Annotated in this window: 17 protein-coding genes; 12 read left to right on the top strand and 5 right to left on the bottom strand. The window is 47.2% G+C overall.

The window, feature by feature from the left end:
• Positions 1-9: 9 nt before the first annotated feature.
• The 9 genes from ABQ275_RS17410 to ABQ275_RS17370 all read left to right on the top strand — a co-directional run bounded on the left by ABQ275_RS17410 (position 10) and on the right by ABQ275_RS17370 (position 15287).
• Entirely contained in the window at positions 10-1608 is a 1599-nt protein-coding gene (locus ABQ275_RS17410; protein WP_349314429.1) for a DUF5008 domain-containing protein, read from the top strand.
• A 5-nt stretch (positions 1609-1613) separates the two neighbouring features.
• A complete protein-coding gene (locus ABQ275_RS17405) occupies positions 1614-3284 on the top strand; it encodes an alkaline phosphatase family protein (protein ID WP_349314428.1) in 1671 nt (556 codons plus the stop codon).
• A 27-nt stretch (positions 3285-3311) separates the two neighbouring features.
• Positions 3312-4985 carry an alkaline phosphatase family protein gene (locus tag ABQ275_RS17400; RefSeq protein ID WP_349314427.1) on the top strand — a complete coding sequence of 558 codons (1674 nt, stop codon included), beginning with the start codon at positions 3312-3314 and terminating at the stop codon, positions 4983-4985.
• 150 nt (positions 4986-5135) lie between these two features.
• Entirely contained in the window at positions 5136-7265 is a 2130-nt protein-coding gene (locus ABQ275_RS17395; RefSeq protein ID WP_349314426.1) for a catalase, read from the top strand.
• Between the two features lie 253 nt (positions 7266-7518).
• Positions 7519-7896 (top strand): hypothetical protein, encoded by a 378-nt coding sequence (locus ABQ275_RS17390; RefSeq protein ID WP_349314425.1) that lies wholly within the window; start codon positions 7519-7521, stop codon positions 7894-7896.
• A gap of 90 nt (positions 7897-7986) precedes the next feature.
• Positions 7987-12339: a CusA/CzcA family heavy metal efflux RND transporter gene (locus ABQ275_RS17385; protein WP_349314424.1), complete on the top strand. Its 4353-nt coding sequence runs from the start codon at positions 7987-7989 to the stop codon at positions 12337-12339.
• A 10-nt stretch (positions 12340-12349) separates the two neighbouring features.
• Positions 12350-13477, top strand: a complete 1128-nt coding sequence (locus ABQ275_RS17380; protein WP_349314423.1) for an efflux RND transporter periplasmic adaptor subunit — start codon at positions 12350-12352, stop codon at positions 13475-13477.
• Between the two features lie 173 nt (positions 13478-13650).
• The gene (locus ABQ275_RS17375; RefSeq protein ID WP_349314422.1) at positions 13651-14508 is read left to right on the top strand and encodes an urea transporter; all 858 of its coding nucleotides are present in this window, start codon (positions 13651-13653) and stop codon (positions 14506-14508) included.
• 50 nt (positions 14509-14558) lie between these two features.
• Positions 14559-15287 (top strand): metallophosphoesterase family protein, encoded by a 729-nt coding sequence (locus ABQ275_RS17370; protein WP_349314421.1) that lies wholly within the window; start codon positions 14559-14561, stop codon positions 15285-15287.
• Between the two features lie 175 nt (positions 15288-15462).
• Here the strand turns inward: ABQ275_RS17370 and ABQ275_RS17365 are convergent, their stop codons facing one another.
• The 5 genes from ABQ275_RS17365 to ABQ275_RS17345 all read right to left on the bottom strand — a co-directional run bounded on the left by ABQ275_RS17365 (position 15463) and on the right by ABQ275_RS17345 (position 21915).
• The gene (locus ABQ275_RS17365) at positions 15463-18009 is read right to left on the bottom strand and encodes an outer membrane beta-barrel family protein (protein ID WP_349314420.1); all 2547 of its coding nucleotides are present in this window, start codon (positions 18007-18009) and stop codon (positions 15463-15465) included.
• Between the two features lie 98 nt (positions 18010-18107).
• Positions 18108-18818 carry a LytTR family DNA-binding domain-containing protein gene (locus ABQ275_RS17360; protein ID WP_349314419.1) on the bottom strand — a complete coding sequence of 237 codons (711 nt, stop codon included), beginning with the start codon at positions 18816-18818 and terminating at the stop codon, positions 18108-18110.
• A gap of 18 nt (positions 18819-18836) precedes the next feature.
• Positions 18837-19877, bottom strand: coding sequence for a histidine kinase (locus ABQ275_RS17355; protein ID WP_349314418.1), 1041 nt, complete (start codon positions 19875-19877; stop codon positions 18837-18839).
• Positions 19878-19948: 71 nt separating this feature from the next.
• Positions 19949-21283, bottom strand: a complete 1335-nt coding sequence (locus ABQ275_RS17350) for an AarF/ABC1/UbiB kinase family protein (protein WP_349314417.1) — start codon at positions 21281-21283, stop codon at positions 19949-19951.
• 5 nt (positions 21284-21288) lie between these two features.
• Positions 21289-21915, bottom strand: coding sequence for a TetR family transcriptional regulator C-terminal domain-containing protein (locus tag ABQ275_RS17345; RefSeq protein ID WP_349314416.1), 627 nt, complete (start codon positions 21913-21915; stop codon positions 21289-21291).
• Positions 21916-22228: 313 nt separating this feature from the next.
• On the opposite strand from ABQ275_RS17345, the gene ABQ275_RS17340 reads away from it, so the two are divergent.
• The 3 genes from ABQ275_RS17340 to ABQ275_RS17330 all read left to right on the top strand — a co-directional run bounded on the left by ABQ275_RS17340 (position 22229) and on the right by ABQ275_RS17330 (position 26261).
• Complete coding sequence (locus tag ABQ275_RS17340) at positions 22229-24325, top strand: glycoside hydrolase family 20 zincin-like fold domain-containing protein (RefSeq protein ID WP_349314415.1); 2097 nt, start codon at positions 22229-22231, stop codon at positions 24323-24325.
• Between the two features lie 197 nt (positions 24326-24522).
• A complete protein-coding gene (locus ABQ275_RS17335; protein ID WP_349314414.1) occupies positions 24523-25083 on the top strand; it encodes a sigma-70 family RNA polymerase sigma factor in 561 nt (186 codons plus the stop codon).
• Positions 25084-25136: 53 nt separating this feature from the next.
• Positions 25137-26261: a FecR domain-containing protein gene (locus tag ABQ275_RS17330; protein ID WP_349314413.1), complete on the top strand. Its 1125-nt coding sequence runs from the start codon at positions 25137-25139 to the stop codon at positions 26259-26261.
• The last annotated feature ends 184 nt before the right edge of the window (positions 26262-26445 follow it).

Raw genomic sequence — 26445 nt, 5'->3', positions numbered from 1 at the left:
ATGATGAATATGAAAAAGTTTTCGCTGGCCTGGACTATGGTACTGCTGATTTTGATGTCAGCATGTAAGAAAGATAATTACGTAGGAAAAGATCCTTACGCTGATGCGAAGGAGCCATTAAAAATAAAAGTAGATAAAACGGTGGCCACACCGGCGGCCGGTAGTGTAGGCGCTACCGTTACCATTACAGGAAGTGGATTTGCCTTGTATAAGGATAGCGGTATAGTCATCAAATTTAATGATGTACCCGGAGAGATCACCGCCCTGACGGAAAGTTCCATTACGGCCAAAGTGCCGGAAATGGGTAGTAGCGGCCTGATTACGCTCACGGTAAACCGGCAGGTTTTTGCCGGACCAAAATTTCGTGTAACCGGACCCGTTACTACGGACCTGTCATTTGCTTCTGTACCCGGTGCTGATAAGGGGACTATACATGCCATTACTTATGTTCCCGGTGGTAAATACCTGATCGGCGGCTCCTTTGAAGATTATGACAACTCCGGTGCCAAAGATGGCTACCGCGGATTGGCACGTATCAACGGTGACGGTACGCTGGACCATGATTTTAAAGTGGGTAAAGGAATAGAGGGTATGGTATTTAGTACAGTAGTACAGGCTTCCGGTAAATACATTGTGGCAGGAAGTATCAGCAACTATGACAACCGCTTCAAAAACGGCTACCTGCGGAATATTGTACGCCTGCATGCCAATGGTATGTATGACAGCACCGTAGTAGTAACCCCGCTGGGTAACCGCGATACCGTCCCTGGACTGAATGCTTATTTGGATGGTGCGGTGGCTGTAGTATTACAAACACCCGACAGCGGTAAGCTGGTATTGGTAGGAGGTTTTAAATATTTTATGCGCAAGAATTATGCAGGTATCAGCTTCGATGGTAAACGTGATTCTGTTATCATAGACAGTATTCGCATGGAAGGTATTATGCGGCTGAATGAAGATGGCTCCTTTGATTCCACATTTAACTATAGCACGGCCAGGCGCGGCAGCTATCCGGGGCCGAATGGATCCATTGCGAATGCGCTCATACAGGATGATGGCAGGATTATGCTGGTAGGAACTTTCACCAACTATCACGGTCAGCAGACAGGGGGTATCGTAAGACTCAATGCTAATGGTGAACTGGATAATACTTTTAACACCGGCAGCGGCCCGGATGACCGGGTGCTCACCATATCACCAGTGACTGGCGGGCGTTATCTCATCACAGGCATGTTTGGAAAAATAAATGGTACTGAATCCCGCAAAGTAGCCGTACTGAATGCAGATGGCTCCCTGTACAATGGCTTCAGTGTTGGCATCGGCGCGAATGCAGGTCCTGCCGGATTTATCAACACCGCAATACAACTGAAGAACGGAAAGATTTTCCTCAGTGGATATTTTGACGCCTTCTCCGGCGTAAAACGTGGCGGAACGGTTATCCTTGATGAAGACGGGAAGCTGAGCAAAGGGTATAATTCGATGGGCTCACTGGGTGGTACAATAACCCGTATGCTGAATGTACCCAACAGCAATGCAACTATCATGGTGGGCAGTTTCTCGCAATATGACCTGCTGACGCTGAACAGTATTATGTTACTACGATATTAAAAAGTATGATGAAAAGACTTCTTCCTGCGCTCATAGGTTTGCTGTTTTTGCTGGCAGCCTGTTTCAAAGAAAAGATGCTGGTGGTGGGACCTCCAACAGACATAGATCCCAATGATACCACCAGTGCACCGGATGTGAATAATATCAGGCGAAAGGTATTGTACATCGGTATATCCGGTGTGCGCGGTGATGCCATGAAGGTGGCGCAAACGCCTAATATGACGGGCATGTTGCCACATGCTGTGTATAGTTTTGATGCTTTAACACAACCACCTACTACCACAGGAGCTGGCTGGACCAGCACCCTCACCGGTGTGTGGAGTGAAAAGCACGGTGTAACGGATGATAGCTTTTCCGGCAGTAACCTGAGTCGCTTCCCGATGGCATTTAAATATGTGAAAGCATTGGCGCCGCATCTGCGTACCGTATCGGTGCAGTCATGGCCTGCTGTCAACGACCAGCTGATTGCTTCTGCGGACGTGAAAGTGAGCCTTGCCGGACAGGATGCTGCGGTGCGTGACAGTGCGGTAGGCAGGCTGAAAACAGACAATGCAGACATGGTGGTGGTAGGTTTCAGTGGGGTGCTTTCCGCAGCGCATGATGCCGGATACGGCCCTGATGTACCGGAATATATGAGCGCCATTTCTACCGTGGATGCTTATGTGGGCGACCTGTTGGCCGCGATAGAAAGCCGTGCTACCAAAGATAAGGAAGACTGGCTGGTCATTATCAGCTCTGATCATGGTGGTATTGATAATGCGGAAGGAAGTAACACGCATGAAGAGCGGAACATCTTCACCATCTTCTTTAATAAAAAATTCGGGGGAAAAGAAGTAGTACCCCCACTGGCTTCTCTTAAAGCGGTGCGTTTTGCATCGACCGGTGAATATGCTTATTCAAATGATCCGCTGTATAATTTCGATAGCATCAAAAAATTTACGGTTCAGTTATCTATCCGTTCAAGAGGATTTGATAGTGACCCGCCATTTATCGGTAATAAGGACTGGAATAGTGGTGGTAATAAGGGCTGGTTGTTATGTCCCAAGGGGTCAGCTGGCTGGAAATTCCAGGCTGGTGACGGTTCTGGCGGCAGGGTGGATGTAAATTCAACCGGAGCGGCTATAACCGATAACAAATGGCATACGCTGGCCTTTACGGTAGACCGTAGCAGTGGTGCAGGCGAATTGGCACTGTACCAGGATGGCCTGCCGGCAGGCGGCAGCTCGCTGAATAACCTGTCGTCGTTTGCACCACAGGATGCGGTGACATTAGCTGTAGGCGATGATATCACCGGGAATTATCGTGGAAGCTGGGGGAATGCCGATTTCCAGCTGGCGAATATTCGTATATGGGATACCGTATGGACCAAAGAAGATATGCAGAAATATAGCCATTGCGATACCATTCAGACAAACAATCCTTACTACAGCCGGATAATTGGCTGGTGGAAAGCAACCAGTCCTACAGGTAGTGTGCTGACAGATGTTGGACCGTTGAAAAAAGACCTGCTGTTGCATGGTTCACCGCAATGGGTAAACCAGGAAATAGATTTCTGTAATACCCAGTTACCGGCGCCAGTGCCGCAAAGTGTAGATGTGGTACCTACCGTATTTGCCTGGCTGCATATAACTGCCGACCCGTCGTGGGGCCTGGATGGTATTTCCTGGCTACCGTAATTATTCAGCGATTTTTAAAGATTTACCATGATAAGAAATTTAGTAGCGCCTGCATTTTCCTTATTACTGTTGCTGGCAGGCAGCTGTAATAAGCCGGTATTGTTTGAGAATAACGTAGTCACTGATTCGCTACCCGATGCAGTGAAAAAGAAAGTACTGATCATTGCCATCGAAGGCGCACGCGGACAGGTAGTGCGGGATGCCGATATTCCCAATATAAAGTCCCTGTTATCCGCCAGTGTGTCCAGCTGGGATGCAGTAACGGACACGGCTACACTGGATGCTGCTTCCTGGGCCAGTTTGCTGACCGGTACCATCAACCATAAAAATGGCATTAACGGTAACGTATATACGGGGAATAAACTGGAAAGCTATCCTTCCTTTCCACAGCGGATGGCTATCAGTACTAACTTACAAATAACCGGTGTGAGCAGCAGCGCCTCGCTCAATGATACCCTGCTGCTGCAGGCTGGTACCAACACGCTGGTGAAAACCACCGGCAATGATATCGCCGCAAAAGACTCTGCTATCGGACGCCTGCAACATACCGATCCCGATGTGCTGCTGGTTGCTTTCAGCAGTGTGAATACCGCCGGTAAAAGCAGCGGCTTCTCTGCCAATGCTGCGGCTTATACAGCTGCGATTCACCAGGTAGATACTTATATCGGGGAGATCCTGGCGGCGCTGAAAAATAGGAAAGCATATGCAAAGGAAGACTGGTTGATCGTGATCACCTCCAATCATGGTGGCACGGAAGAAGGTACTTATGGAGGGGATAGTTTTAATGAAAGGAATACCTTCCTGTTGTACTACAACAAAGCCTTTACATCCAGTACGCTGGAGCTTCCCCCGTTAAACGTACCTTATGACGGCACCTATCCTTTCTTTTACCGCAAAGATGGAAGAGATCACGCGGCTTATTCGGATAACCCGGCATTTCATTTTGGTGCGGCACAGAATTTTACGATTGAGTTTAATATACAGACTACTTATGATGGTGGTGATGACCATGGTGTTATTGGAAATAAGAACTGGGGTAGTGGTTCAAATACCGGGTGGATTATCTATAAGACCGATGGGAACATCCGCCTTAACTATAAAGGTGCTGACAAGTCCAGGATTGATGTGCGGAATGGTCCGCCGGTAGCTGATGGCATCTGGCATCATGTTACGGTAACATTTGACCGACAGGGTACGATCGGCTTTTACCTCGATGGTGAATTCTTTGTGGCAGGTCCTGATATTAAAGACATGGGATCATTGGATGCCGGGTTGCCTTTTGTAGTAGGCACAGATGGTACGCTGAATTATGGCTATAATGGCGACGATGGCTCCGGTGATAATTATATCGCTGATATCCGGGTATGGAAAACAGTTTTGTCTGCCGCTACCATTAATAAATGGGCATTCAAAACTATCAGTAAAGAGCACCCGGATTATGCTTCACTGATCGGTTACTGGAAAGCGAATGAACTGCCAACGGGTAATAGCATCAAGGATTTTAGTAAAACAGCCGCCGATCTTACGATCTCCAACGGCTTACAGTGGGATGTGAAAAAAGATGTATTGAATCCGTCCGAAATTGATGCCACGCAACTGGTGCCGCATTCCATGGATATGGCCGTGAATGTGATGGCCTGGATGGGGATGAAAATTAAACCTGAGTGGGCATTGGATGGTAAAACAGTGATTTCAGAGTAAAACAATTCACAAACAGGCTGTCTGTTGCGCCTGCAACTGACAGCCTGTATAAAGTATTGCTGAGGCTGGCATGCTGGCTGCCCGTATCTTCGGATGGTACGATTTCTGATGCTTTTTGTTTCTTTTCTCACCTATTAAATTGTTGGGATTATGGCAAAAAAGAATCCGAAAAGTCTTAATAAAAAAGAGGAAAACCTCGCCCCTCACACAGAAGATGGAGCTGATCAGTTCCTGACCACCAACCAGGGATTGCGTATTAATGATAACCAGAACTCACTCAAGGCCGGAGAAAGAGGCCCCTCCCTACTGGAAGATTTTATTTTAAGGGAGAAAATTACACACTTTGACCATGAACGGATACCGGAAAGGATTGTGCATGCGCGGGGTTCTGCGGCGCACGGTTACTTCCAGGTGTATAAGTCGATGGCAAAATTTACAAAGGCGGGTTTTTTGACAGATCCGGCCCGGCAAACACCCGTGTTTGTGCGTTTCTCCACAGTGGCGGGTTCCAGGGGCTCCACTGACCTGGCCCGTGATGCACGCGGCTTTGCAGTAAAATTCTATACTGATGAAGGTAATTATGACCTGGTAGGCAACAATATGCCGGTGTTTTTCATCCAGGATGCCGTAAAATTTCCTGATTTTGTACACGCGGTAAAACCTGAACCTGATAACGAAATGCCACAGGCAGCCTCTGCACACGATACTTTCTGGGATTTTATTTCATTAATGCCCGAATCCATGCACATGATCATGTGGGTAATGAGCGACCGCGCCATACCCCGCAGTTATCGCATGATGGAAGGATTTGGTATTCACACATTCCGATTTATCAATGAAGCAGGTAAAGGCTGCTTTGTGAAGTTTCACTGGAAACCATTGCTGGGCGTGCATGCCGTAGCCTGGGACGAGGCGCAGGCCATTTCAGGGAAAGATCCCGACTTCCATCGCCGCGATTTATGGAACGCTATCGAAAATGGTGATTATCCGGAGTATGAGCTGGGTGTGCAGATAGTACCGGAAGCCGATGAACATAAGTTTCCCTTTGACCTGCTCGATCCTACCAAAATTATTCCTGAAGAAGTAGTGCCGGTGCAGCGTATCGGCAAAATGGTGCTGAACCGTAACCCGGATAACTTTTTCGCAGAAACAGAACAGGTGGCTTTCCATCCGGGACACCTGGTGCCGGGAATAGATTTTAGCAATGATCCGCTGTTGCAGGGAAGATTGTTTTCTTATACAGATACGCAGTTGTCGCGCCTGGGGAGTCCTAACTTTCATGAAATCCCGATCAACCGGGCGGTGTCGCCGGTGCATAACAACCAGCGGGACGCACATATGCGGCAAACCATCAACCGGGGTAATACAGCCTACGAGCCCAATACCATTGGCGGCGGTTGTCCTTTCCAGGCCAAAATAGCCGATGGCGGTTTCTCTTCCTATGAAGAGCGGGTGGATGGCCATAAGGTACGGGCGCGCAGCAGGAGCTTCTTCGATCATTTCAGCCAGGCAACCCTGTTTTATGAAAGCCAGTCGGAAGCGGAAAAAACACACCTGGTGAATGCGCTCCGTTTTGAATTGGGGAAGGTAACGGTAACGGATATACGTATACGTATGCTGGGACTTTTATCACAGGTAGATAAATCGCTGGCGGCCAGGGTAGCAGAAGGACTGGGATTAAAGGTACCTGCAAAACCGGAACAGCCCATTAACCATAGTATTCCCGCAGATGGCGACCCTGCAAAGTTTCAGCCGAAAGTAGTACCACAACAGGTGAAAACATCCCCGGCACTGAGTATGGCCAATACTGTAAAAGATACCGTTAAATCCAGGATGATTGCTTTCCTGGTAGCTGACGGCGTTTCATTTGATGATGTGAATGATATGAAGTCCGCCTTGCTGAAAGCTGGTGCGCAGGTGCAGTTGATAGCACCCCGCCTCGGCGCCATTAAAACTTCCGGCAAAGCTCTGGAAGCGGATGAACGCTTACCGGCAACGTCTTCCGTACTCTTTGATGCGGTATACATTCCCAAAGGAGCGGGCAGTGCGGCTACACTGAAGGCATCGCCGGAAGCCATTCACTTTATAAATGAAGCCTACAAGCATTGTAAAGCCATTGCAGCCGATGGAGAAGGAGCGGAGGTGCTGAAGGCCTCTTATGTGCCCGTTGACGATAAAGACCCCGCAGTGATCATTAACGGCAAACCTGCTGCCTTTATAAAAGCGGTTGCACAGCACCGGTACTGGGAAAGAGAAGCAAAAGGAGGTGTGCCGGCATAGACAGGATAAATGACCCGGTGTTGAAAAGCCTTTACTGTGGCTTGTTAACAAGGGCGTAAAAAAAATATATCAATGAAAGCTGCTTTCCTTTTGGAAAGTAATATACTTTATCTGGCCCGCGGGACCTACCTTTGAAGCTTGTTACTAACAGTGTAACAGTTGTAGGTTATCTGATGACTGGAATAATCCTATCCCGGGTCCAAATAAAAAAGGCGGTGCTGCTAGCGCCGCCTTTTTGTTTTATATTTGCTCCGTGAAAAAAGGAAGCGCCTACATATTATTATTGCTTTTCATTTTACATAATACCACATTTGATCAACTGCTGAAGTTGCCCGCCCTGGTAACACATTACCATGATCATCAGCAAAGGAATCGTGATATTAGTGTGATGGACTACCTGTGCATGCACTATTGGGGGGAAGATAACGACAATGACGATGAGCAGGACCGGCAATTGCCTTATAAAAATGTAGACTTCAGCACCATCCAGCTTTCCTATATTCCACTGGCCAAGGTGATTACCATCCGACAGCAGGAACATCGCAGCCTGGATATTCATTATCCTGTACTGAAAGATAATTACTTCCCCGAGCCCGCTATGAGGGCGCTTTTCAGACCTCCCAAAGCCTAACAGTCTTACCAGGTTTACTTTATTGTCCGTTAATTGCTGTCAACCGGCAATGGCGTACTCATTATTTCTATTAGTAATAACGAAAGATTTATGCTGAATAAGATCATTAGCTTTTCTGTAAAGAATAAGCTGATCATTGGGCTTTTTGTGCTGGCGCTCATTGGCTGGGGATCCTTTGAGGTGACACGTTTGCCCATTGATGCCCTACCGGATATTACCGACAACCAGGTACAGGTGATCACCGTTTCACCTTCCCTGGGTGCGCCGGATGTAGAACGGCTCATCACTTTCCCGATAGAACAATCCTGTAGCAACATCCCCGGACTGAAGCAGATCCGCAGTTTTTCGCGGTTTGGGTTGTCGCTGGTGACAATTGTATTTCATGACGAAACGGATATTTACTGGGCGCGGCAACAGATTGCGGAACGCCTGCAACAGGTGCAACAGGAAATTCCCACCGGTATTGGTTCGCCGGCAATGGCGCCGGTTACCACGGGACTGGGAGAGATCTACCAGTATGTGGTGCGGCCCCTGGCCGGTTATGAAGGCAAATACGGCCCCATGGAACTCCGCACAATCCAGGACTGGATTGTGCGGCGACAGTTGCTGGGCACCCCCGGTGTAGCGGATGTGAGCAGCTTTGGCGGAGAACTGAAGCAATATGAAATTGCCGTCATCCCCGGACAACTGAAAGCCGCCAACGTTACCATTGCAGACGTTTTTGATGCATTGGAACAGAACAACGAAAACACCGGCGGTGCCTATATAGAAAAAGGCCCAACGGTACTGTATATACGTAGTGAGGGACTCACCGGCAGCATCGCCGATATAGAAAAAATTGTGGTGAAAACACTGCCCAACGGCATGCCCCTGCTGATCCGCGATGTAGCCACTGTGCAGTTGGGCGCGGCTACCCGCTATGGCGCCATGACCTACAACGACAAAGGCGAGGTAGCCGGTGCTGTAGTAATGATGTTGAAAGGGGAAAATTCATCTGCTGTTATCAAAAGGGTAAAAGAAAAAGTAGCCGAAATACAAAAGTCGCTACCCGAAGGCGTGGTCATAGAACCTTTCCTGGACCGCACCAAAATGGTGAACAATGCCATTAACACGGTACAGACAAACCTGATAGAAGGCGCGCTGATCGTGGTGTTTGTATTGGTATTCTTTTTAGGGAATATCCGCGCGGGCCTGATCGTATCCTCCGTAATCCCGCTATCTATGCTGTTTGCCATCATCCTCATGAATAAATTCGGGGTGGGTGGTAACCTCATGAGCCTTGGTGCTATTGACTTTGGCCTCATCGTGGATGGAACGGTGATTGTGGTGGAAGCTATCCTGCACCGGTTTTCCCATTCCCGGCATTTCAGAAATGTAGGCAGGGTAAGCCAGCAAACAATGGATACGGAAGTAAATGCCGCTTCCGGACACATGATCAAATCTGCTGTGTTCAGCCAGATCATTATCCTCATTGTATACATTCCCATCTTGTCGCTCCAGGGTATTGAAGGCAAAATGTTCAAGCCCATGGCATTTACCGTGGCATTTGCCATACTGGGCGCTTTCCTGTTGTCCATCACTTATGTGCCGATGATGAGCGCATTATTTTTAAATAAAAAGATAAGTCATAAACGAACCGTATCGGACCGGATGATGATCTGGTTGGAAAGACGCTACCAGCCTGCTTTGCGGCGGGCGTTAACCATGCCGGTACGACTGATTGCCGGTACGTTGGTGTTATTTGCCATCGCCTTATTTATCCTGGGACGCATGGGAGGTGAATTTATTCCGGAGCTGGAAGAAGGCGACTTTGCCGTGGAAACCCGCCTGCTCACCGGCGCCAACCTGCATACCACCATCAACGCTACACAACAAACGGCGGGCATCTTACTAAAAAAATTCCCGGAAGTAGAAAAAGTGGTGACGAAAATAGGGAGTGCAGAAATACCTACTGATCCCATGCCACTGGAAGCCAGTGATATGATGGTGATTTTGAAAGATAAGAAAGAATGGACATCCGCAAGCAGCTTCGATGAGCTGGCGGAAAAGATGACGAAAGAACTATCCGCTGTACCCGGCGTGAGCGTGGGTTTCCAGTTTCCCGTACAGATGCGTTTCAATGAGCTGATGACAGGCGCCCGGCAGGACGTAGTGTGCAAGATCTTCGGGGAAGACCTCGACTCGCTGGCGCTGTACGCCACCCGGTTGGGGGAAATGATCAAAACAGTGGATGGCGCTATCAACATTTATGTGGAAACAGTAACAGGGATGCCACAGGTGGTGATTAAATACAACCGCGATGCGATGGCCCAATATGGCCTGAATGTAAGCGATATTAACCGTGTCGTGAACACCGCATTTGCAGGGCAAAGCGCGGGACTTGTTTATGAAGGAGAGAAACGTTTTGATATGGTCGTACGGCTGGCAGGTGCATCCCGGCAAAATTTGTCTGATGTACAAAACCTGCTGATCCCCACCAGGCAGGGCATTCAACTGCCTTTGAGCCAGGTGGCCACCGTGGAAGAAATAGAGGGCCCCAATCAGATCCAGCGTGAAAACACCCGCCGGCGCATCATTACCGGCTTCAATGTAAATGGCCGCGACGTACAAACCATCGTAACAGAACTACAGCAGAAAGTAGCGCAACAGCTGAAACTGCCCGCCGGTTACAGCATTGTATACGGTGGCGCATTTGAAAACCTTACGGCAGCAAAACAACGTTTATCCGTTGTGGTGCCCGTTGCCTTGCTGATGATTTTCCTGCTGTTATATTTTGCTTTCAATTCCGTAAAACAAGGACTACTGATCTATACCGCCATTCCGCTATCCGCCATCGGCGGCATCTTGGCGCTGTGGGCACGGGATATGCCTTTCAGCATCTCCGCCGGCGTAGGTTTCATTGCCCTGTTTGGCGTAGCCGTGCTGAATGGTATCCTGCTGGTAACAGAATTTAACCGCCTTAAAAAAGAAGGCTGGACAGATATTCGCCGCGTGGTTATCCACGGCACTAAATCAAAACTGCGGGCCGTACTGATGACCGCGTTGGTACCCTCGCTGGGCTTCATTCCTATGGCACTGAGCCAGGGCGCCGGTGCGGAAGTTCAGAAGCCGCTCGCTACTGTTGTCATTGGTGGTTTAATCATTTCTACAATGCTTACATTATTTGTATTGCCGGTATTGTATATCCTTTTCGAAAAGGGATTCAAACACTTTAAACCGGCGAAAGTATTACTGGTACTGGCCTTGATGATCCCTGCAGCTTTACCTGCACAGCAAAAGGTGTCGTTGCAACAGTCGCTGGACCTGGCCCTGAAAAATAACCTGCACATGCAGGTATCGCGTTTGGGTGAACAGTATTACCGCTCCCTGAAAAAGAGTCATCTTGACCTGGATAAAACGATGGCCGGTTTTGAATACGGAAAGTTCAACAGTATCAGTAACGATAACCGCTTCTCCGTTTCCCAGGGCATAGAATTTCCCGCAGTATACAAGCACCAGCGGGCGATCAATGAAATCAATATCGGTATCAGTGAAACTACTACCCGCTTTAAAGAAGTGGAACTGAAAGCACAGGTAAAAAAAGTGTTTTACGCCCTCGTGGTATTGCAACAGAAAGAAAATCTGTTGCAGGAAGCAGATAGTATTTACACTGCTTTTATGCAAAAAGCTGCATTGCGTTTTAAAGTAGGCGACACCGATGCACTGGAGAAAGCAACCGCCGAAAACCAGCGTTGGCAGATTGCTAACCAGCTATCGCTGTTACGCACGGATTATGATATCCTGCTGCAACAATTCCGGATGTTGCTCAATACACCGGATGTGGTGGTACCGGAACAGGATAGCCTTATTTACCAGTTGACCGTATTACCCGACACCGGCTCCCTGGCCGCTACGCCCGTTATCACCCTGCAACAGCAACAACTGGAGCAGCGTATCCGGGAAAATAAACTGGAGAAAAGCCGGCTGCTGCCTACGCTGAACCTGGGCTATAATAACATGAGCATCATCGGGTATCAGCTGGTGGGAACAGAGGAACGCTACTATGGCCGCGGCGATCGCTTCTCTTCCGTGAATGTGGGCCTGGGTATTCCCATCTTCAGCACGGGGCAGCGCGCGCGCATCCGCGCTTCCAATATCTTGGTGCAACAACAGCAGGGAGAGTTGGCCGCCACACAACAACAACTCAGTACGGAAATGCTGACCGCACTACGTACGTATAGTCGTCACCGTGAACTGGTGCGCACTTACCAGTCGGTCCTGCTGCATAATGCCTCCACTATCATCAACGGCGCCAACAAGCGCCTGAGCAGTGGTGATACAGGTTACCTCGATTGGGTGATCCTCATCAACCAGGCATTGGAAATGCGCAACAGCTATTTTACCGTGGTAGAACAAATGAATGAATCTGCCTTCACCGTTGAAAAATTAAGTGGAACAAACTAACTCACAGGATATGAAGACAAAAATTTTAAGCGCCTTCTGTTACAGTATTTTGCTGCTGGCGTGTAAAGAAAATAAACCGGCCACCAAAGAGCCGGAAGTGGCTGTAGTAGCTACCAACGAAGTGCAGCTTACACCGGACCAATTTAAAAATGGCGGTATCGAAGTAGGCGCACCGGCTATACGCGATATGCATACTACGCTTAAAGTGAACGGCAGTATTGATGTGCCGCCGCAGAACATTGTGTCCGTGAGCATGCCGCTGGGTGGCTATCTGAAAAGTATGAGACTGCTGCCGGGCATGCAGGTAAACAAAGGACAGGTGCTTGCTGTGATGGAAGATCCACAATACATCCAGCTGCAACAGGATTACCTGGTAGCTAAAAGCAGGCTGCGCTACCTGGAAACAGACTATGCGCGGCAGAAAGAGCTGAATGAAACCAAAACCAACAGCGACAAAGTTTTCCAGCAGGCGGGGAGCGACTTTGAAAGTCAGCAGGTGATGGTGAAATCCCTGGCTGAAAAACTACAGCTGATCAACATCAACCCGGCCACGCTGAATGAGCAGCATATTACCCGCACTATCAACATCTATGCACCGATCAGCGGTTATATCACGAAAGTGAATGTAAACACGGGCAGGTATGTAAGTCCTACAGAAGTGCTGTTTGAACTCATCAACCCGGCAGACCTGCACCTGAGCCTGACCGTTTTTGAAAAGGATGTTGTGAACCTCGCACCGGAGCAGCAGGTAACCTGCTACGCCAACGGCCGGCCGGATGAAAAGTATACCGCCAGGATCCATCTCATTACCCGCAGCCTCGATGATAACAGGACCGCAGAAGTGCATTGTCATTTTGATCATTACAACCAAAAGCTGCTGCCGGGTATGTTTATGAACGCAGAGATCCGGCTGAACAACGCACAGGTAACCGCTGTGCCGGATGATGCGCTGGTGAAATGGGAAAACAAGCCTTATGTATTTGTGGAAAAAGGTACCGGCAACTTTGTACTGACACCCGTAGAAACCGGTACTAACTTTGACGGGCATACGGAAATAAGAACTAACCTGGACGACAAAAAAATTGTAACAAAAAACGCATATACGTTGTTAATGAAGATGAAGAACAGCGAAGAATAAAAAACATTTTGGGATTTATGGATTTACGGATTTTGGAATTTTTGGGATCCTCTTTCTATAGTATATCTGCCGTAAACAGTATATCTGCTATAGCAACAGCACCCAAAAATTCCAAAATCAAAAAATCCGTAAATCCCAAAATATTTATTTGCCTTATTTTTAAAGAAAAACAATTGAAAAGACTACAACTATTTTGTGTGCCTTATCTGAGAGGTGTTGGTCAGATCATGTTACAAAACAACGCGCTCACTGGTTTACTCTTTTTGCTGGGGATCTTTTATAACTCTGTGGTAATGGGCATCGCAGCTTTGCTGGCGGTGATAACAGGCACGCTTACAGCGAAAATAGCCGGTTACAACCAGGAGGAAATCAACGACGGTCTTTATGGGTTCAGTGCCGCGCTGGTTGGTGTAGCCCTTACCTTTTATTTTAAGCCGTTGCCGGTGATATGGGTCGCTGTTGTAGTCGGTTCAGTACTGGCCGCCATGATCCAGCATTTCTTTATCGTAAAGAAGATGCCGGGTTTCACTTTTCCGTTTATCGTGGTTACCTGGCTTTGTTTATACCTTTTTCACCAGGTAATAGTGGTGAGTGGCCCCGATGCGGTTGCCGCCGGTACACCTGTGAATGACGCCTTTAACCTGGTGGCGCATGGATTTGGGGAAGTGATCTTTCAGGGGAGCGTGGTAACGGGTATTCTCTTTTTTATAGCGGTATTTATCAACTCGCCGGTAGCAGCCCTGTATGGTGTTGCAGGCGCGGTGTTGAGTGCTTTTATAGCCTTGCAGCTGGGAGCAGCCCCCGAAAATATATCCATTGGTCTTTTTAGTTTCAATGCCGTGCTGTGTGCCATTACCTTTCAGGGCAACAAATCGCTTGACGGCATCTTTGTATTCCTTGCGGTGGTATTATCTGTATTGATCAATGTGGCGATGGTAAAGCTGAATTATACCGTACTAACTTTCCCCTTTGTTGCAGCTTCCTGGATAACGCTTGGTGTTAAGCAGATGATGAAAGTACGTGTGTCGTAATTGGTAATTCTTTCGCTTGTGTTACCTTTATAGGCAAAAGAAGGAGTAAAATGTCCGCAACGTACGTCATAGGTGATATTCATGGAGCACTAAAAGCACTGGAACAACTGATAGAAAGAATTGCACCCGGCAGAGATGACCAGTTTATTTTTTTAGGAGATTATGTAGATGGATGGTCGGAATCGGCCGGTGTAGTCACTTATCTGATGGCGTTGGACAAAAAATACCGTTGCACCTTTATCAAAGGCAATCATGATGCCTGGTGTGAGTCATGGATGTTGCGGGTGATGCCCGAAAGCAGTTGGTTGATGCACGGCGGAAAGGCTACCATCGCCAGTTATGAGAAATTATCCCACGAAGAGCGGCTGCGGCACCTGGCATTTTTTAACCGCATGTTACTGTATCATGCAGATGAAGATAACCGCCTGTTTGTGCATGCCGGTTTTGCATCTATGCATGGCCCTACCCACGACCGCTTTGCTGCTATGTGCTATTGGGACAGAACATTGTGGGAGCTGGCGCTGGCCGTAGACCCCCGGATAAAAAGGGATTCAAGACGTTATCCTAAACGCCTCTTATTGTTTCGTGAAATATTTATTGGTCATACACCTACCCTGAATTATGGCGAAGATATGCCGATGTGTGCCTGCAATGTATACAATGTAGATACCGGCGCCGCCTTTACCGGCAAGCTCTCTGCCATGAATGTCGATACAAAAGAAGTATGGCAAAGCGATCCCGTGTGGACACTGTACCCAGAAGAGAAGGGACGCAACTAGACCAGGATTATATGGATTGTAAAGGATTACAGGATTGAACTTTTGTTGTTTATAAAAAGATCTAAAAAGATTAGCGAAGATATAAGCTGCTATTACGCTTTTATCTTCGCTAATCTTTTTTACAAACAACAAAAGTTCAATCCTGTAATCCTTTACAATCCATATAATCCTGGTCTTATTGGACTACCTCTGACATTCCCTGCATGCCTGCGCCCATGTTCTTTCTTTTAAACAGGCTGGCATCAATCTTACCAAAACGGTAAGCGAAATTGAGCCTGATCATTTGCGGGTCGCGCAACCGGCTATAGGTTTGTGTGAAGTATTCACTTTCTGAATATTGCGTTGATTTGCGGGTTCTGAAAATATCATTTACACTCAGCGTTACGGAAGCTGCATTATTTTTCAGGAAGCTCTTTTTGATGGCGGCGTCTACACCATAGAAAGAGGCGATATAACCCTGTGAGGCGTTTTGCGACTGCATCATCGGCGGACCATCCTGTCTGCCTTTGTTGTCATTGACCGGCAGATTGGTTTTGGACTGATAGGTACCGGTGAGCTGTATGTCGAAGTTGGCCGGCAGTTTAAACGTATTGTTCAGTTTACCGAACCAGCTCAGCATGGCATCCTGTGAAGTACCACTGATGTTATCCGTATTGATTTTTGAATTATAGATATTGACATTGGAAGTAAGGGTCCACCATTTTGTTAGTGTATTCATGGCCGTTAGTTCCGCACCCATTGCATAGCTGGAATTAGCGTTGATGTAGGTGTTTACCAACATCTGGCTACCGTTAACCGGATCCGTTTCCTTGTTCAGGTAGCGGGTAATCAGGTTGTCGGTATACTTGTAGTACAATGATCCCAGGAACGTATTATTGCCTTTGAACGTTTTCAGGTAAGACATTTCCACAGACTGTGTGAACTCCGGTACCAGTGCAGGATTCCCCTTGGTAATATTCAGCTTGTCCGTTGAATCGGTAAACGGAATCAGCTGGAAGAAGTTGGGACGATTGATCCTGCGTGTATAGCTCAGTTGCAGTTCCTGCTCATGTTTTAGTTTCTGACTTAAAAACAGGGATGGGAACAGGCTCACCGGGTAATTATTTTTGAAGTGCTCACCTACGTTGATGAGTTCACCGGTGTAGTTGGAACTTTCTGCACGCAGCCCTACTTTGTACCCGAAATTATTGATACTGTTGGAGATGCTTGCATAGGCTGCATATACATTGTCATTGTTTTTGTAATTGTTGGATGCACCCGGTATGAGTACATATTCCTGTTTCGTATGATCGAAGGTGTAGTTGTTGAAATTACTTTCCGTATGACGGATAGATACGCGTAAACCTGTTTCCAGTTTCATTTTTGCTGTAATCGGTTTTACATAATCCGTTTGTGCGGTCAGGAAACTGATGCGGCCATTACCCTGGATCTCCTGAAGATCCGATGAGGCGATGTTGTCGTTTTTATAATAATCCGTCGCATAGTTGGAGTTGTTCTTGCTTTTGCCGCCGAAGTAGTTGGCGTCCACGGTCAGTTCTTCCCCTTCTTTTGGGAACAGGTGTTTCATACCGAGTACGAGGCCATTGGCATCGAAGTTTTGTTTGGTATGTGAATTACGCTGACTGTAGCTGCTGAAGGCGTTGCCGTTCAACAGGGTATCGGTATTGATATCTATTTTTTCAGATGGATTCATGGCACCGTGTACTTTAATGCCTGTGATTGACAGGGTAGTACGGTTGGTGACGAAGTAATCCAGTCCCAGTTTTCCGAAAACGAAACCGCCGTTGGTCTGGTTGTAGTTAGACTGATTGATGGATGTACCTGGTTCTTCGCCGAAGTTGAGGCGGTCGGTTGTACCGGAGGTACGTCCTTTCATCTGATTACCCATTACGCTGGCGGAGATGTTTACCTTATCCTGGCGCAGGTTGAAGTCGCCGCCGCCATTCAGTCCGCCGCGTTTGTCAACGCCTGCACGGAGGTTACCATTGTAGCCTGTTTTGCGGTTCTTCTTGAGTACGAGGTTCAGGATGCCCGCATTGCCACCGGAGGCATCGTATTTGGCGGAAGGATTGGTGATCACTTCTACACTCTCGATGGCATCGGCGGGTATCTGTTCCAGGGTGAGGGTGGTGGGGCGGCCATCGATATAAAGCTGTGGTGAGCTGTTACGCAGGGTTACGTTACCGTCGATGTCCACGTTCACAGATGGAACGTTTTTCATCACGTCGAGGGCTGTTCCGCCGGCGCTGACGATATTTTTCTCTACGTTAAACACTTTTTTATCGATATCCATCTGCATCAGTGGTTTGGTGCCGGTAACGGTGACACCTTGCAGCTGACTTACGCTGGCAGCGAGTTTAATGTTGCCGAGGTCTTTATCGAACGGCGGGAAAGTAACCGCTTTCTCGTATGTTTTGTAGCCGGTACCGGATATTCTCAGTTTCAGGGGGCCTTTCATCGGGAGTTCGTCCAGGCTGAATTCGCCTTTCCCTTTGGTTAGTACACCTTTTACCAGGAATTCTTTCATTTTTTTGGTAGCGGTATCCATACGGTTTTGCAGGATGATAACAGAGGCATAGTTCACGGCTTTACCGTCGGTATCTATAACTCTTCCGTATACGTGTCCGTTATTGCCCATAGACATCCCCCTTCCGGCGGGGGCCTGGGCCTGTGCTTGTGTTACAAACAGAAAAAGGGTGATAAACAAGTAGATCTTTTGCATTTTATAAAGTATTCTGAAGATGCAAATGTATACCTGTGAAAGTTATTTCTGCTGTAAATGAGATGATCGGGCAAAATGTTGCTACGAACAGGGTAGTCTTACTGGTTGGTTTTCCCGGCTATGGCATACAGGGCATCGCGGTAGGTTTCGCCCACGGGTAGTTCCAGCTCATCCAGGAATACACTGTTTTTACGGATGGCCGTGATGGCTGCTACCGATACAATATACGACTTGTGGGTGCGGATAAACCGGGCTGCCGGTAGTTGTTCTTCCACCCCTTTAATACTCATGCGGGTAATAACAGGACGCGCAGTATTTTTAAGGTGAATTTTGATATAATCTTTCAATCCTTCTATCCAGATGATATCTGAAAAAACTATTTTTAAAAGACTGTAATCTACATTTACAAAAAAGAAGTCGGGCTGTTCTTTACCTGTTTTGCCGGCGGCTTTCAGCTGGTGGAGCTCCTGTGCCTTATTACAGGCTTTGATAAAGCGTTCCAGTGATACGGGTTTTACGAGGTAATCCGTTACATCCAGGTTGAAGCCATCGAGCGCATATTTTTCATACGCGGTAATGAGTATGACGAGGGGCTTGCTGGCCAGCGATTGTAAGAATTGAAGGCCGGTAAGACCGGGCATTTGTATGTCGAGGAAAAGGAGATCTACCGGCTGATTCCGCAATACTTCTATGGCCTCAAAGGCATTGTTGCATTTGCCAACCAGTTGAAGATAGGGCACCTTGCTGATATTATCTTCCAGGAGATCCAGTGCCAGGGGCTCATCATCTATCGCTATACATTTCATCATATACTTTCCTTTGACTGTTTAGTGGAGACTTAATTGCAACGTTACCGCAAACCAGTCATCTTTTTTATCTATCCTCAACACATAATCATCTTTATACAATAAATTCAGCCGCCGTTTTACATTGGCTAAACCAATTCCACTGGTTTTATCTTTTATCTCCCCGGATATTTCATTGTATTTATTTCTCACACAGAAAAATAATTTATCGTCGTTTGTACGCAGACTGATATCTATCTGTGCGTTGGGAATGAGTCCTGTACCGTGTTTGAAGGCATTTTCCACAAAGGGGATCAGCAGCATGGGTTCTATTTCATAATGATTCTCCATGGTATCCAGTGACACGTTGATCACCACATTTTTGCCGAAGCGTTGCTGTTGCAGATCGATATAACTTTGCAGGTATTCTGTTTCTTTCAATAGCGGCACTGTTTCTTCATCGGCTTCATACAACATATAGCGCATGAGTGATGATAGCTTTATCAGCGAAGGTTCCAGTACATCCGACTTTTTGCGCGCCAGCGATACCATGTTATTCAGCACATTAAACATGAAATGCGGACTTACCTGCGAGCGTAGCAGGGAGAGTTCTGTTTTTAGGTTTTCATTTTCCCGTGCACTGGCGTTCCGCTCCATTTTTATCCGGTCGCGGATCATCTGGTAAGCCGTACTGGCAGAGAGTATGAATAACAAAGTAAAGAAGGTGAAGAGGATGGCAGGCTTGATGTCGATCAGGTGGTCTTTCAGAAACAATTTCTCAAAGCTGTAACGGAGGCCATAGAAAAACAGGAATACTCCCAGGATGGTTATCGCATATTCCGCGATTTTCTTTTTATGAATGAACCTGGGGATGAAGTATTGCGCATTTATATAAAAGAAGCAGATCAGGGCGATATAGTAAAAGATGATAAAATAGAACCACGCCATCTTTTCGTCCATCGGTTCGGAGGTATGTTTCTCGTAAGACGGACGTAAAAGGAAAGGCAGTGAATACAGGATTGCCCATGCAAAAACATGGGATGCCACTATAGCCCATTTCCGGTTGTACCATTCCTCTTTCATGCCCGCAATTTAAGTATTAAACTGCGTACGTGATAAATATTGCGACCAACACGGGGAATTGCACGATGACTTTAAGCATGGACCATCCCGCCTTCCATCATTTCATGAATTCTTCCCTGGCCGGTGATCACATTGGATTTAAGATCGCTTAATATGGAGTACAGCCCGAAATAAGTACGGTTTACGTATAGACTATGCCGTGAGCCGCGCGCAACTTTCGATTCCCTGATTTCCTTCATGTTGTAGAGTTCATCCATGTAGGCGTATATTTCATTGAAATAGACTTCGTTGCCAAAATCAAATGTTTCCCGTGTAAACGGCAGGGTGAGCAGGTCAATCATATGTTGAAAGAGGCCGGAGAAGAACGCCACTTCTTTGGGCGTATCGCTGGGATGGATCATTTCCAGGTTGGTATAGATCTCATGTCTGCGTTTTTCATCTTTCAATACTTCTTTATCTACCAGCAGGAAATAATTCTCATAAAAATCTTCCGGGATTTCCTTTACACAGCCGAAGTCGAAGATGCCTACCGTTCCATCGGCGCGCATCAGGAAGTTGCCGGGATGGGGGTCTGCATGCACCTGTTTCAGTTTGTGTACCTGGAATTGGTAGAAGTCCCACAACGCCTGTCCGATTTTGTCGCGTACTTCCTGTGAAGGGTTGGTGAGCAGGAATTCTTTCAGGTGTTGTCCTTCAAGCCAGTCCATGGTGATGATTCTTTCAGAAGACCAGGCGGGGTAGTACGCCGGAAACAACAGGTTGGGAATGTGTGCACATTCCTGCGAAAGCGCCATGGAGCGGGCGAGTTCCAGTTTATAGTCTGTTTCTTCCAGTAGTTTGCTTTCTATCTCTTCAAAATATTTATCCATGTCTACCTCGTTCATGCCTACAATGCGGATGGCAAAAGGTTTTACGAGGCGCAGGTCTGATTTTACGCTGTTGGCCACACCGGGATATTGTATTTTTACCGCGAGTGGTTTACCTTCTTTCCAGGCTCTGTGTACCTGCCCGATAGAGGCGGCGTTGGAAGCCTGTAGTTCAAATTTATCGTAGAGTTGCAAGGGTGATTTACCCAGTGTTTTCATGAACGTGTTCACTACCAGCGGACCGGAAAGGGGTGGGGCGCTGTATTGCGACATGGCAAACTTTTCTGAATATGCCCTGGGCAGCATGCCTTTGTCCATACTCAGCATCTGCGCCACTTTCAGGGCGCTGCCTTTCAGGTTGCTGAGGGTATCGTAAATATCTGCCGCATTATCCTGGTGGAGTTCCTCTTTGGTAACGGAGGGGTCCATCAGTTTGCGGGTGTAATGTTTAATATAGTTGGTGCCTACTTTTAGTCCGGTGGTAACAAATTTACCTGCTCTTTCCACTTTGGAGGTGGGAATATTCGATTGTTCTTTCATAAAGCCTATTTCCGCGTAAAAATGAATTTCCCGAAGTCTAGTAAGCTGTCCAGTGTATTGGACCTGATCAGCTGAAAGCTCAGGTTTACCGCTTTTTCGATGGCGGCATCGGTCATTTCAAAATTGGTGCTGGTATCATTCAGCCAGTATTTGAGTACAAACAGGGCCTGTACCCAGAATCCATGTACATATTGATCAGAAATATATTTCCTTTCCTTGATCTCACTGCTCATATATCCTTCTTTCAGCAGATCGGATGCATAATTATAGAAGGCATGTTTGAAGGTTTCCAGTTTGTTGTGGTAGAGATCCGGTATCCGGAAGTGCTTTTTTTGCAGCAACAGATAACTGCGGTCTTCTTTCAGCTTTTGAACCCAGAGGAAATAGAAGGCCAGGAGTTTTTCCTGGGCAGTATACTGTTGATATATTTCATCTGTATTTAACTGATCCAGTGTAGATTGAAAGATAGATAACCAGATATCTTTTTCGATGGCTTCGAGAGAGCTGTATTCCTCGTAAAAGGCGGCTTCTGTTATATCCAGTGTTTTGCATAAAGCATAAACGGATACCGGCGCTTTGCCATTTTCGAGCCAGGCGAGTTTATAAGCGTTGCGGATGAGTTGTTTGTCCATATGTGAAAGGTTTACCGTTGTTGTAATTCCCCGCCCGGAGAAGGTTTCCGGAGGTTACAAAAAGCGGGGGACGCGTGCATACAAATTTACGCCATACCGGGTTATAAAAGGCATTTTATTGATGGAGGAAATGTTAAAAAATGAGGGGGTGTGTCGCTATGGTAGGTCCCGGAGGGACCTACCATAGCGACACACCCATTTATTTCCTTTCATCCTTGCACCTTTTCAGCTATTTTTTTATAGCTTGTAATGCGTAATCCCGCTTCCCCCTTCAGAAAGCGTGTATGTAAAAAATTTATATAAGGTAAAAAGCATGAAATCCCTTTATTTCTTTATTTGTTGCCTGATCTGTATACCCGGCACTCATAGTGCCTTTGCACAGGACTCTTCAACAGACAGTTTCCATCAATCGTTCCGATTACTTCCGCAGCCACAGCAAATAACCGTGTTCAAAGAACCAGGAATTGCCCAGGGAGTGCTCCATGCTATATATCTTGAAAAAGGAGTCCGTTTACCTGTCCTGTATAGCAGCCTGAAAACCTTAACAACGGTTGCTAATCCCGGTAAGGGCGTCGTTACACTGCGTATTGCCAAGCTCCGGCAGCTGCCCGATGCAGGCGAAGGGTATGTGCTGGAAGTACGCTCCGGGCAGGTAACAATAACAGCCGAAACACAAGCCGGCCTGTTTTACGGCTGCCAGACGCTGGGCCAACTGGTGGAAGATGCGCGAGATCAGCGGATTGATATACCCTCCTGCCTCATTACAGATTATCCGGACATTGCTTACCGCGCCGTACACTGGGACCTGAAATATCATATTGATTCGCTGTCATATTACTACCAGATGATAGATCGCCTGGCGCATATAAAAGTAAATGCGCTAATTATCGAATTTGAAGATAAACTGAAGTATGAAAAGGCGCCGTTAATAGGCGCATCCAACGCAATGTCCATTCAAACCATTGCGGCCCTCAGTGAATATGCACACGAGCGTCATATCGAGATCAGTCCCTTGGTGCAGGGGTTGGGGCATGTACCATTCATCCTGAAACATGAACAGTATAAATCCCTGCGGGATGATTCCACCTCCAACTGGGCATTTTGTGCGTTGAATCCGGGTACCTATGATCTTCAGTTTGCGTTGTATGAAGATGCCATCAAGGCGACCCCTTATGGAAAGTATTTGCATGTGGGTGGAGATGAAGTCGGCGAAATCGGAAAGTCGGCACTGGCAAAAAAGTCAGGTATGAAACCTTTTGAGCTGCAAATGTACTGGCTGAAAAAAGTAACCGATTTTGCCAAGCAACATCACCGTATTCCCATTTTCTGGGATGATATGATTTTCAAGCTTTCCGGGCTTTACCGCACCACGTACGACCCTTCCTTGTCTGTGGATGCATCCCGGCAGTTATGGCAGGAAAACCGGCACCAGCTGGATGAGAACCTGGCTTTGTTTCCCGGAAACTGTGTTTTTATGCGTTGGAATTACGGATCACAGGATTTGTGGGGCAACCTTGAAGCACTCAACTGGTATAAATCGAAAAAGCTGGATGCAATGGCGGCTACAGCGGCCCAGACCAACTGGATGCTGATGCCGCGGGATCATTCCAACTGGGAAGCGATCAGGGGATTCAACAAAATAACAAAAGAGAAAGGACTCGATGGCATTTTATGTACCACCTGGGATGACGGCTCCCCACACATGGAAACTTTTATGCGGGGAATGTATTTCTTTGCGCTTTCTTCCTGGAACACACAGGTACCCGATGTGGCGGTTGTCAATACCATCTTTCGCCACCGGTTTTATGGACCTGCCGTAAGTGATGCCAGGTATGAATTCCAGGACCAATTGGAAAATGCTTTATCGTTTTGGGAAAACATGCTGGTAGATGAGGGCGACAGGAATAAATCGCGCCGGCCTTTTGAACTGATCAGGCTACCCGACAGGAATATTCCCGGCGAATGGAGAAAGAAATACAGAGATAAACTCACCCTGGCGCATATAGCGGATGAATATTACAGAACAGTACAACAAAAGATAGCAGAAGTACAGGCGAAAGCCATCCGCAATCAGTATCATTTGTCACTGCTGCAACAGATCAACGAAGTGCAGCATTATCCCATACAATTGATGTTCCTGCTGGAAGCATTTGACCGGCAGCCCGTGATGGACAAAACCGCTTCCGTGAGGGATATCAATGCATATGTTACCCGCTTTAACCGGATCAGGAAAAATTTTGAACATGTTTTTGCCCAAACCCGGGTACTTCATAATCCGGATGATTATATCATCGATGCGAGTGTCAGTCATGCCAATCCGGCCAACAGCATGACCACCGACTGGATGTATCGTTTTGAACTGGGCATGAATGAAAAGATCAGGTCATGGTTAACCAATTTTGATTATTGACCGTTCCGGAATAAAGTGTTTTACAGGAAATCAGCAGCCACCGTATTTTATTTTGCCACCGTATATTTTTTCTTCGGGAGATAATTATGTACTGTTGTTATTTGCTTGCCGGGACACCCCCGGCATCATATTTCCTTTCATCATTGCTGCTTTTTAGCTATTTTTATAACCTGTAATGTATCAACCAACTATCATAAGTGCAGGAACTGAGTGACATAGCGTTATTGCAGCGATTACAGGATGCTGATGAAGCGGCCTATACTGAAATCTTTCACCGTTACTGGGAAAAATTATATGCGATTGCCTATAACAGGTTACGGATACGGTTTGCTGCGGAAGATGTAGTACAGGAGGTGTTGGCTAGTTTATGGGTACGCAGGCACGAACTGGAGATCCAGCATCTTTCCCATTACCTGGCTACCGCTACGCGCTACGCTGTATTCCGTCAATTAAGCAGGTTGCTGCCGGATCAGTCGCTGGATGTTGCCGAGGCGGAAAAGCTGCTGGTAGCGGATCCTGATACCAGCCACCTGGATTTTCTGCTGTTACAGGAAAGGCTGGGTACCGAAATTGACCAGCTACCGGAAAAATGCCGCCTGGTTTTTTTATACAGCCGCCGGGAACAGTTTACGAATAAAGAGATCGCCGCTACCTTGCGGTTGTCTGAAAAAACGGTGGAAGCCCATCTTACCAAAGCATTGAAGCATTTGCGCGGTCGTCTCAAAGATTTATATCCTTTACTTCCTTTCTTCTTTTAAAAAAATATCCTGTCTGACTAAGGGTATTGTTTTCATTTCTGTACTATACTATTATGGACCAGTTAAAAGATCTCATCCAACGTTATCTGAAAGGGGAAGCCACGCCTGAAGAAGCAGAGGTATTGAATGAGTGGTATCATACTTTTGACGACAGCGCCGTAGAGCTGCCACTGGAACCGGGCGAAGACCGTATACAGCTGGAACAGCGGTTGCTGAACAGGCTGAAGCCCGTGATGCAGCCGGTGCCCCTGCGGGCGCGCATCTACTGGTGGCGTTATGCCGTAGCGGCTGTACTGCTGATAGCTGCCGGCGGTGCCATATGGTTACTGCGTCCTGCTTCTTCTCCTCATAATATTTCCATAGCTACCCAATCGCCGGTGAAAGATATAGCACCCGGCAATAAAAAAGCATTGCTTACCCTCGCTGATGGCAGCACCATTGCGCTGGACGACGCCGCCAATGGCGCTTTGAGCCGGCAGGGTGGTAGTGAAGTGGTAAAGAAAGAAAAAGGACAATTGTCTTATGAGTCCGGAAACGCTACGGCGGAAGTAGTCTATAATACGTTGACAACCCCCCGTGGTGGCCAGTTCCAGGTAGTGTTGCCGGATGGTACCAAAGTATGGCTCAACTCCGCTTCCTCGCTGCGTTATCCTACCAGTTTCCCCGAAGGGGAAAGAAAGGTGGTGCTGACAGGACAAGCCTATTTTGATATTGCCGCCAATGCCCGGCAGCCTTTTAAAGTGGTGGCCAATGAAATGGAAGTGAATGTACTGGGTACTCATTTTGATGTGATGGCTTATCCGGATGAAGCGATGATCAGTACTACGTTACTGGAAGGGAAAGTGAGGATTCAGGATAAAATACTCAGCCCCGGACAACAGGCCATACTCCTGCATGGCAGTGGTGAACTGACCATTCAGGACGCCGATATCAACAAAACAATCGCCTGGAAAAACGGCTTGTTTGTATTTAATAAAATGGATCTGCCTACCATCCTGCGCGAAATTGCCCGATGGTACGATGTGGAAATTGTATATAGCGCCCCGGCCGGCAATGAGCTGTATGGTGGCGGAATCAGCCGGAATCTTAATTTATCAGCCGTTTTGCGCGTACTCGAAGAGAACGGCCCGAATCACTTTAGCATAGAAGGGAAGAAAGTGGTGGTATTACCCAGGTAAACCTGTAAAAAAATAACGTATGAATAAACTATGAACAATGGAAAACCGGAGGTGGTGACACACCCCCGGCGAAAGTCCAGCATCCTGTAAGATCAGCAAAAGATCATTTAAGAATTCTAAACCTTATTAAAAGTATGCAATTAAACTTTAAGGAGACATGGTTTCTCCCCAGGGGACTTTTATT

The sequence above is a fragment of the Chitinophaga sp. MM2321 genome, assembly GCF_964033635.1.
Classification (GTDB): domain Bacteria; phylum Bacteroidota; class Bacteroidia; order Chitinophagales; family Chitinophagaceae; genus Chitinophaga.
The sequence above is the reverse complement of the archived record's forward strand: the minus strand, read 5'-3'. Positions and strand labels throughout refer to the sequence as shown.

What these genes read in the sequence shown, in the direction of transcription:
- ABQ275_RS17370 (WP_349314421.1), top strand. Translation starts at nt 14,559, where the DNA reads ATGTCCGCAACGTACGTCATAGGTGATATTCATGGAGCACTAAAAGCA.
- ABQ275_RS17405 (WP_349314428.1), top strand. Translation starts at nt 1,614, where the DNA reads ATGATGAAAAGACTTCTTCCTGCGCTCATAGGTTTGCTGTTTTTGCTG.
- ABQ275_RS17340 (WP_349314415.1), top strand. Translation starts at nt 22,229, where the DNA reads ATGAAATCCCTTTATTTCTTTATTTGTTGCCTGATCTGTATACCCGGC.
- ABQ275_RS17360 (WP_349314419.1), bottom strand. Translation starts at nt 18,818, where the DNA reads ATGATGAAATGTATAGCGATAGATGATGAGCCCCTGGCACTGGATCTC.
- ABQ275_RS17350 (WP_349314417.1), bottom strand. Translation starts at nt 21,283, where the DNA reads ATGAAAGAACAATCGAATATTCCCACCTCCAAAGTGGAAAGAGCAGGT.
- ABQ275_RS17385 (WP_349314424.1), top strand. Translation starts at nt 7,987, where the DNA reads ATGCTGAATAAGATCATTAGCTTTTCTGTAAAGAATAAGCTGATCATT.
- ABQ275_RS17330 (WP_349314413.1), top strand. Translation starts at nt 25,137, where the DNA reads ATGGACCAGTTAAAAGATCTCATCCAACGTTATCTGAAAGGGGAAGCC.
- ABQ275_RS17365 (WP_349314420.1), bottom strand. Translation starts at nt 18,009, where the DNA reads ATGCAAAAGATCTACTTGTTTATCACCCTTTTTCTGTTTGTAACACAA.
- ABQ275_RS17355 (WP_349314418.1), bottom strand. Translation starts at nt 19,877, where the DNA reads ATGAAAGAGGAATGGTACAACCGGAAATGGGCTATAGTGGCATCCCAT.
- ABQ275_RS17395 (WP_349314426.1), top strand. Translation starts at nt 5,136, where the DNA reads ATGGCAAAAAAGAATCCGAAAAGTCTTAATAAAAAAGAGGAAAACCTC.
- ABQ275_RS17400 (WP_349314427.1), top strand. Translation starts at nt 3,312, where the DNA reads ATGATAAGAAATTTAGTAGCGCCTGCATTTTCCTTATTACTGTTGCTG.
- ABQ275_RS17345 (WP_349314416.1), bottom strand. Translation starts at nt 21,915, where the DNA reads ATGGACAAACAACTCATCCGCAACGCTTATAAACTCGCCTGGCTCGAA.
- ABQ275_RS17380 (WP_349314423.1), top strand. Translation starts at nt 12,350, where the DNA reads ATGAAGACAAAAATTTTAAGCGCCTTCTGTTACAGTATTTTGCTGCTG.
- ABQ275_RS17410 (WP_349314429.1), top strand. Translation starts at nt 10, where the DNA reads ATGAAAAAGTTTTCGCTGGCCTGGACTATGGTACTGCTGATTTTGATG.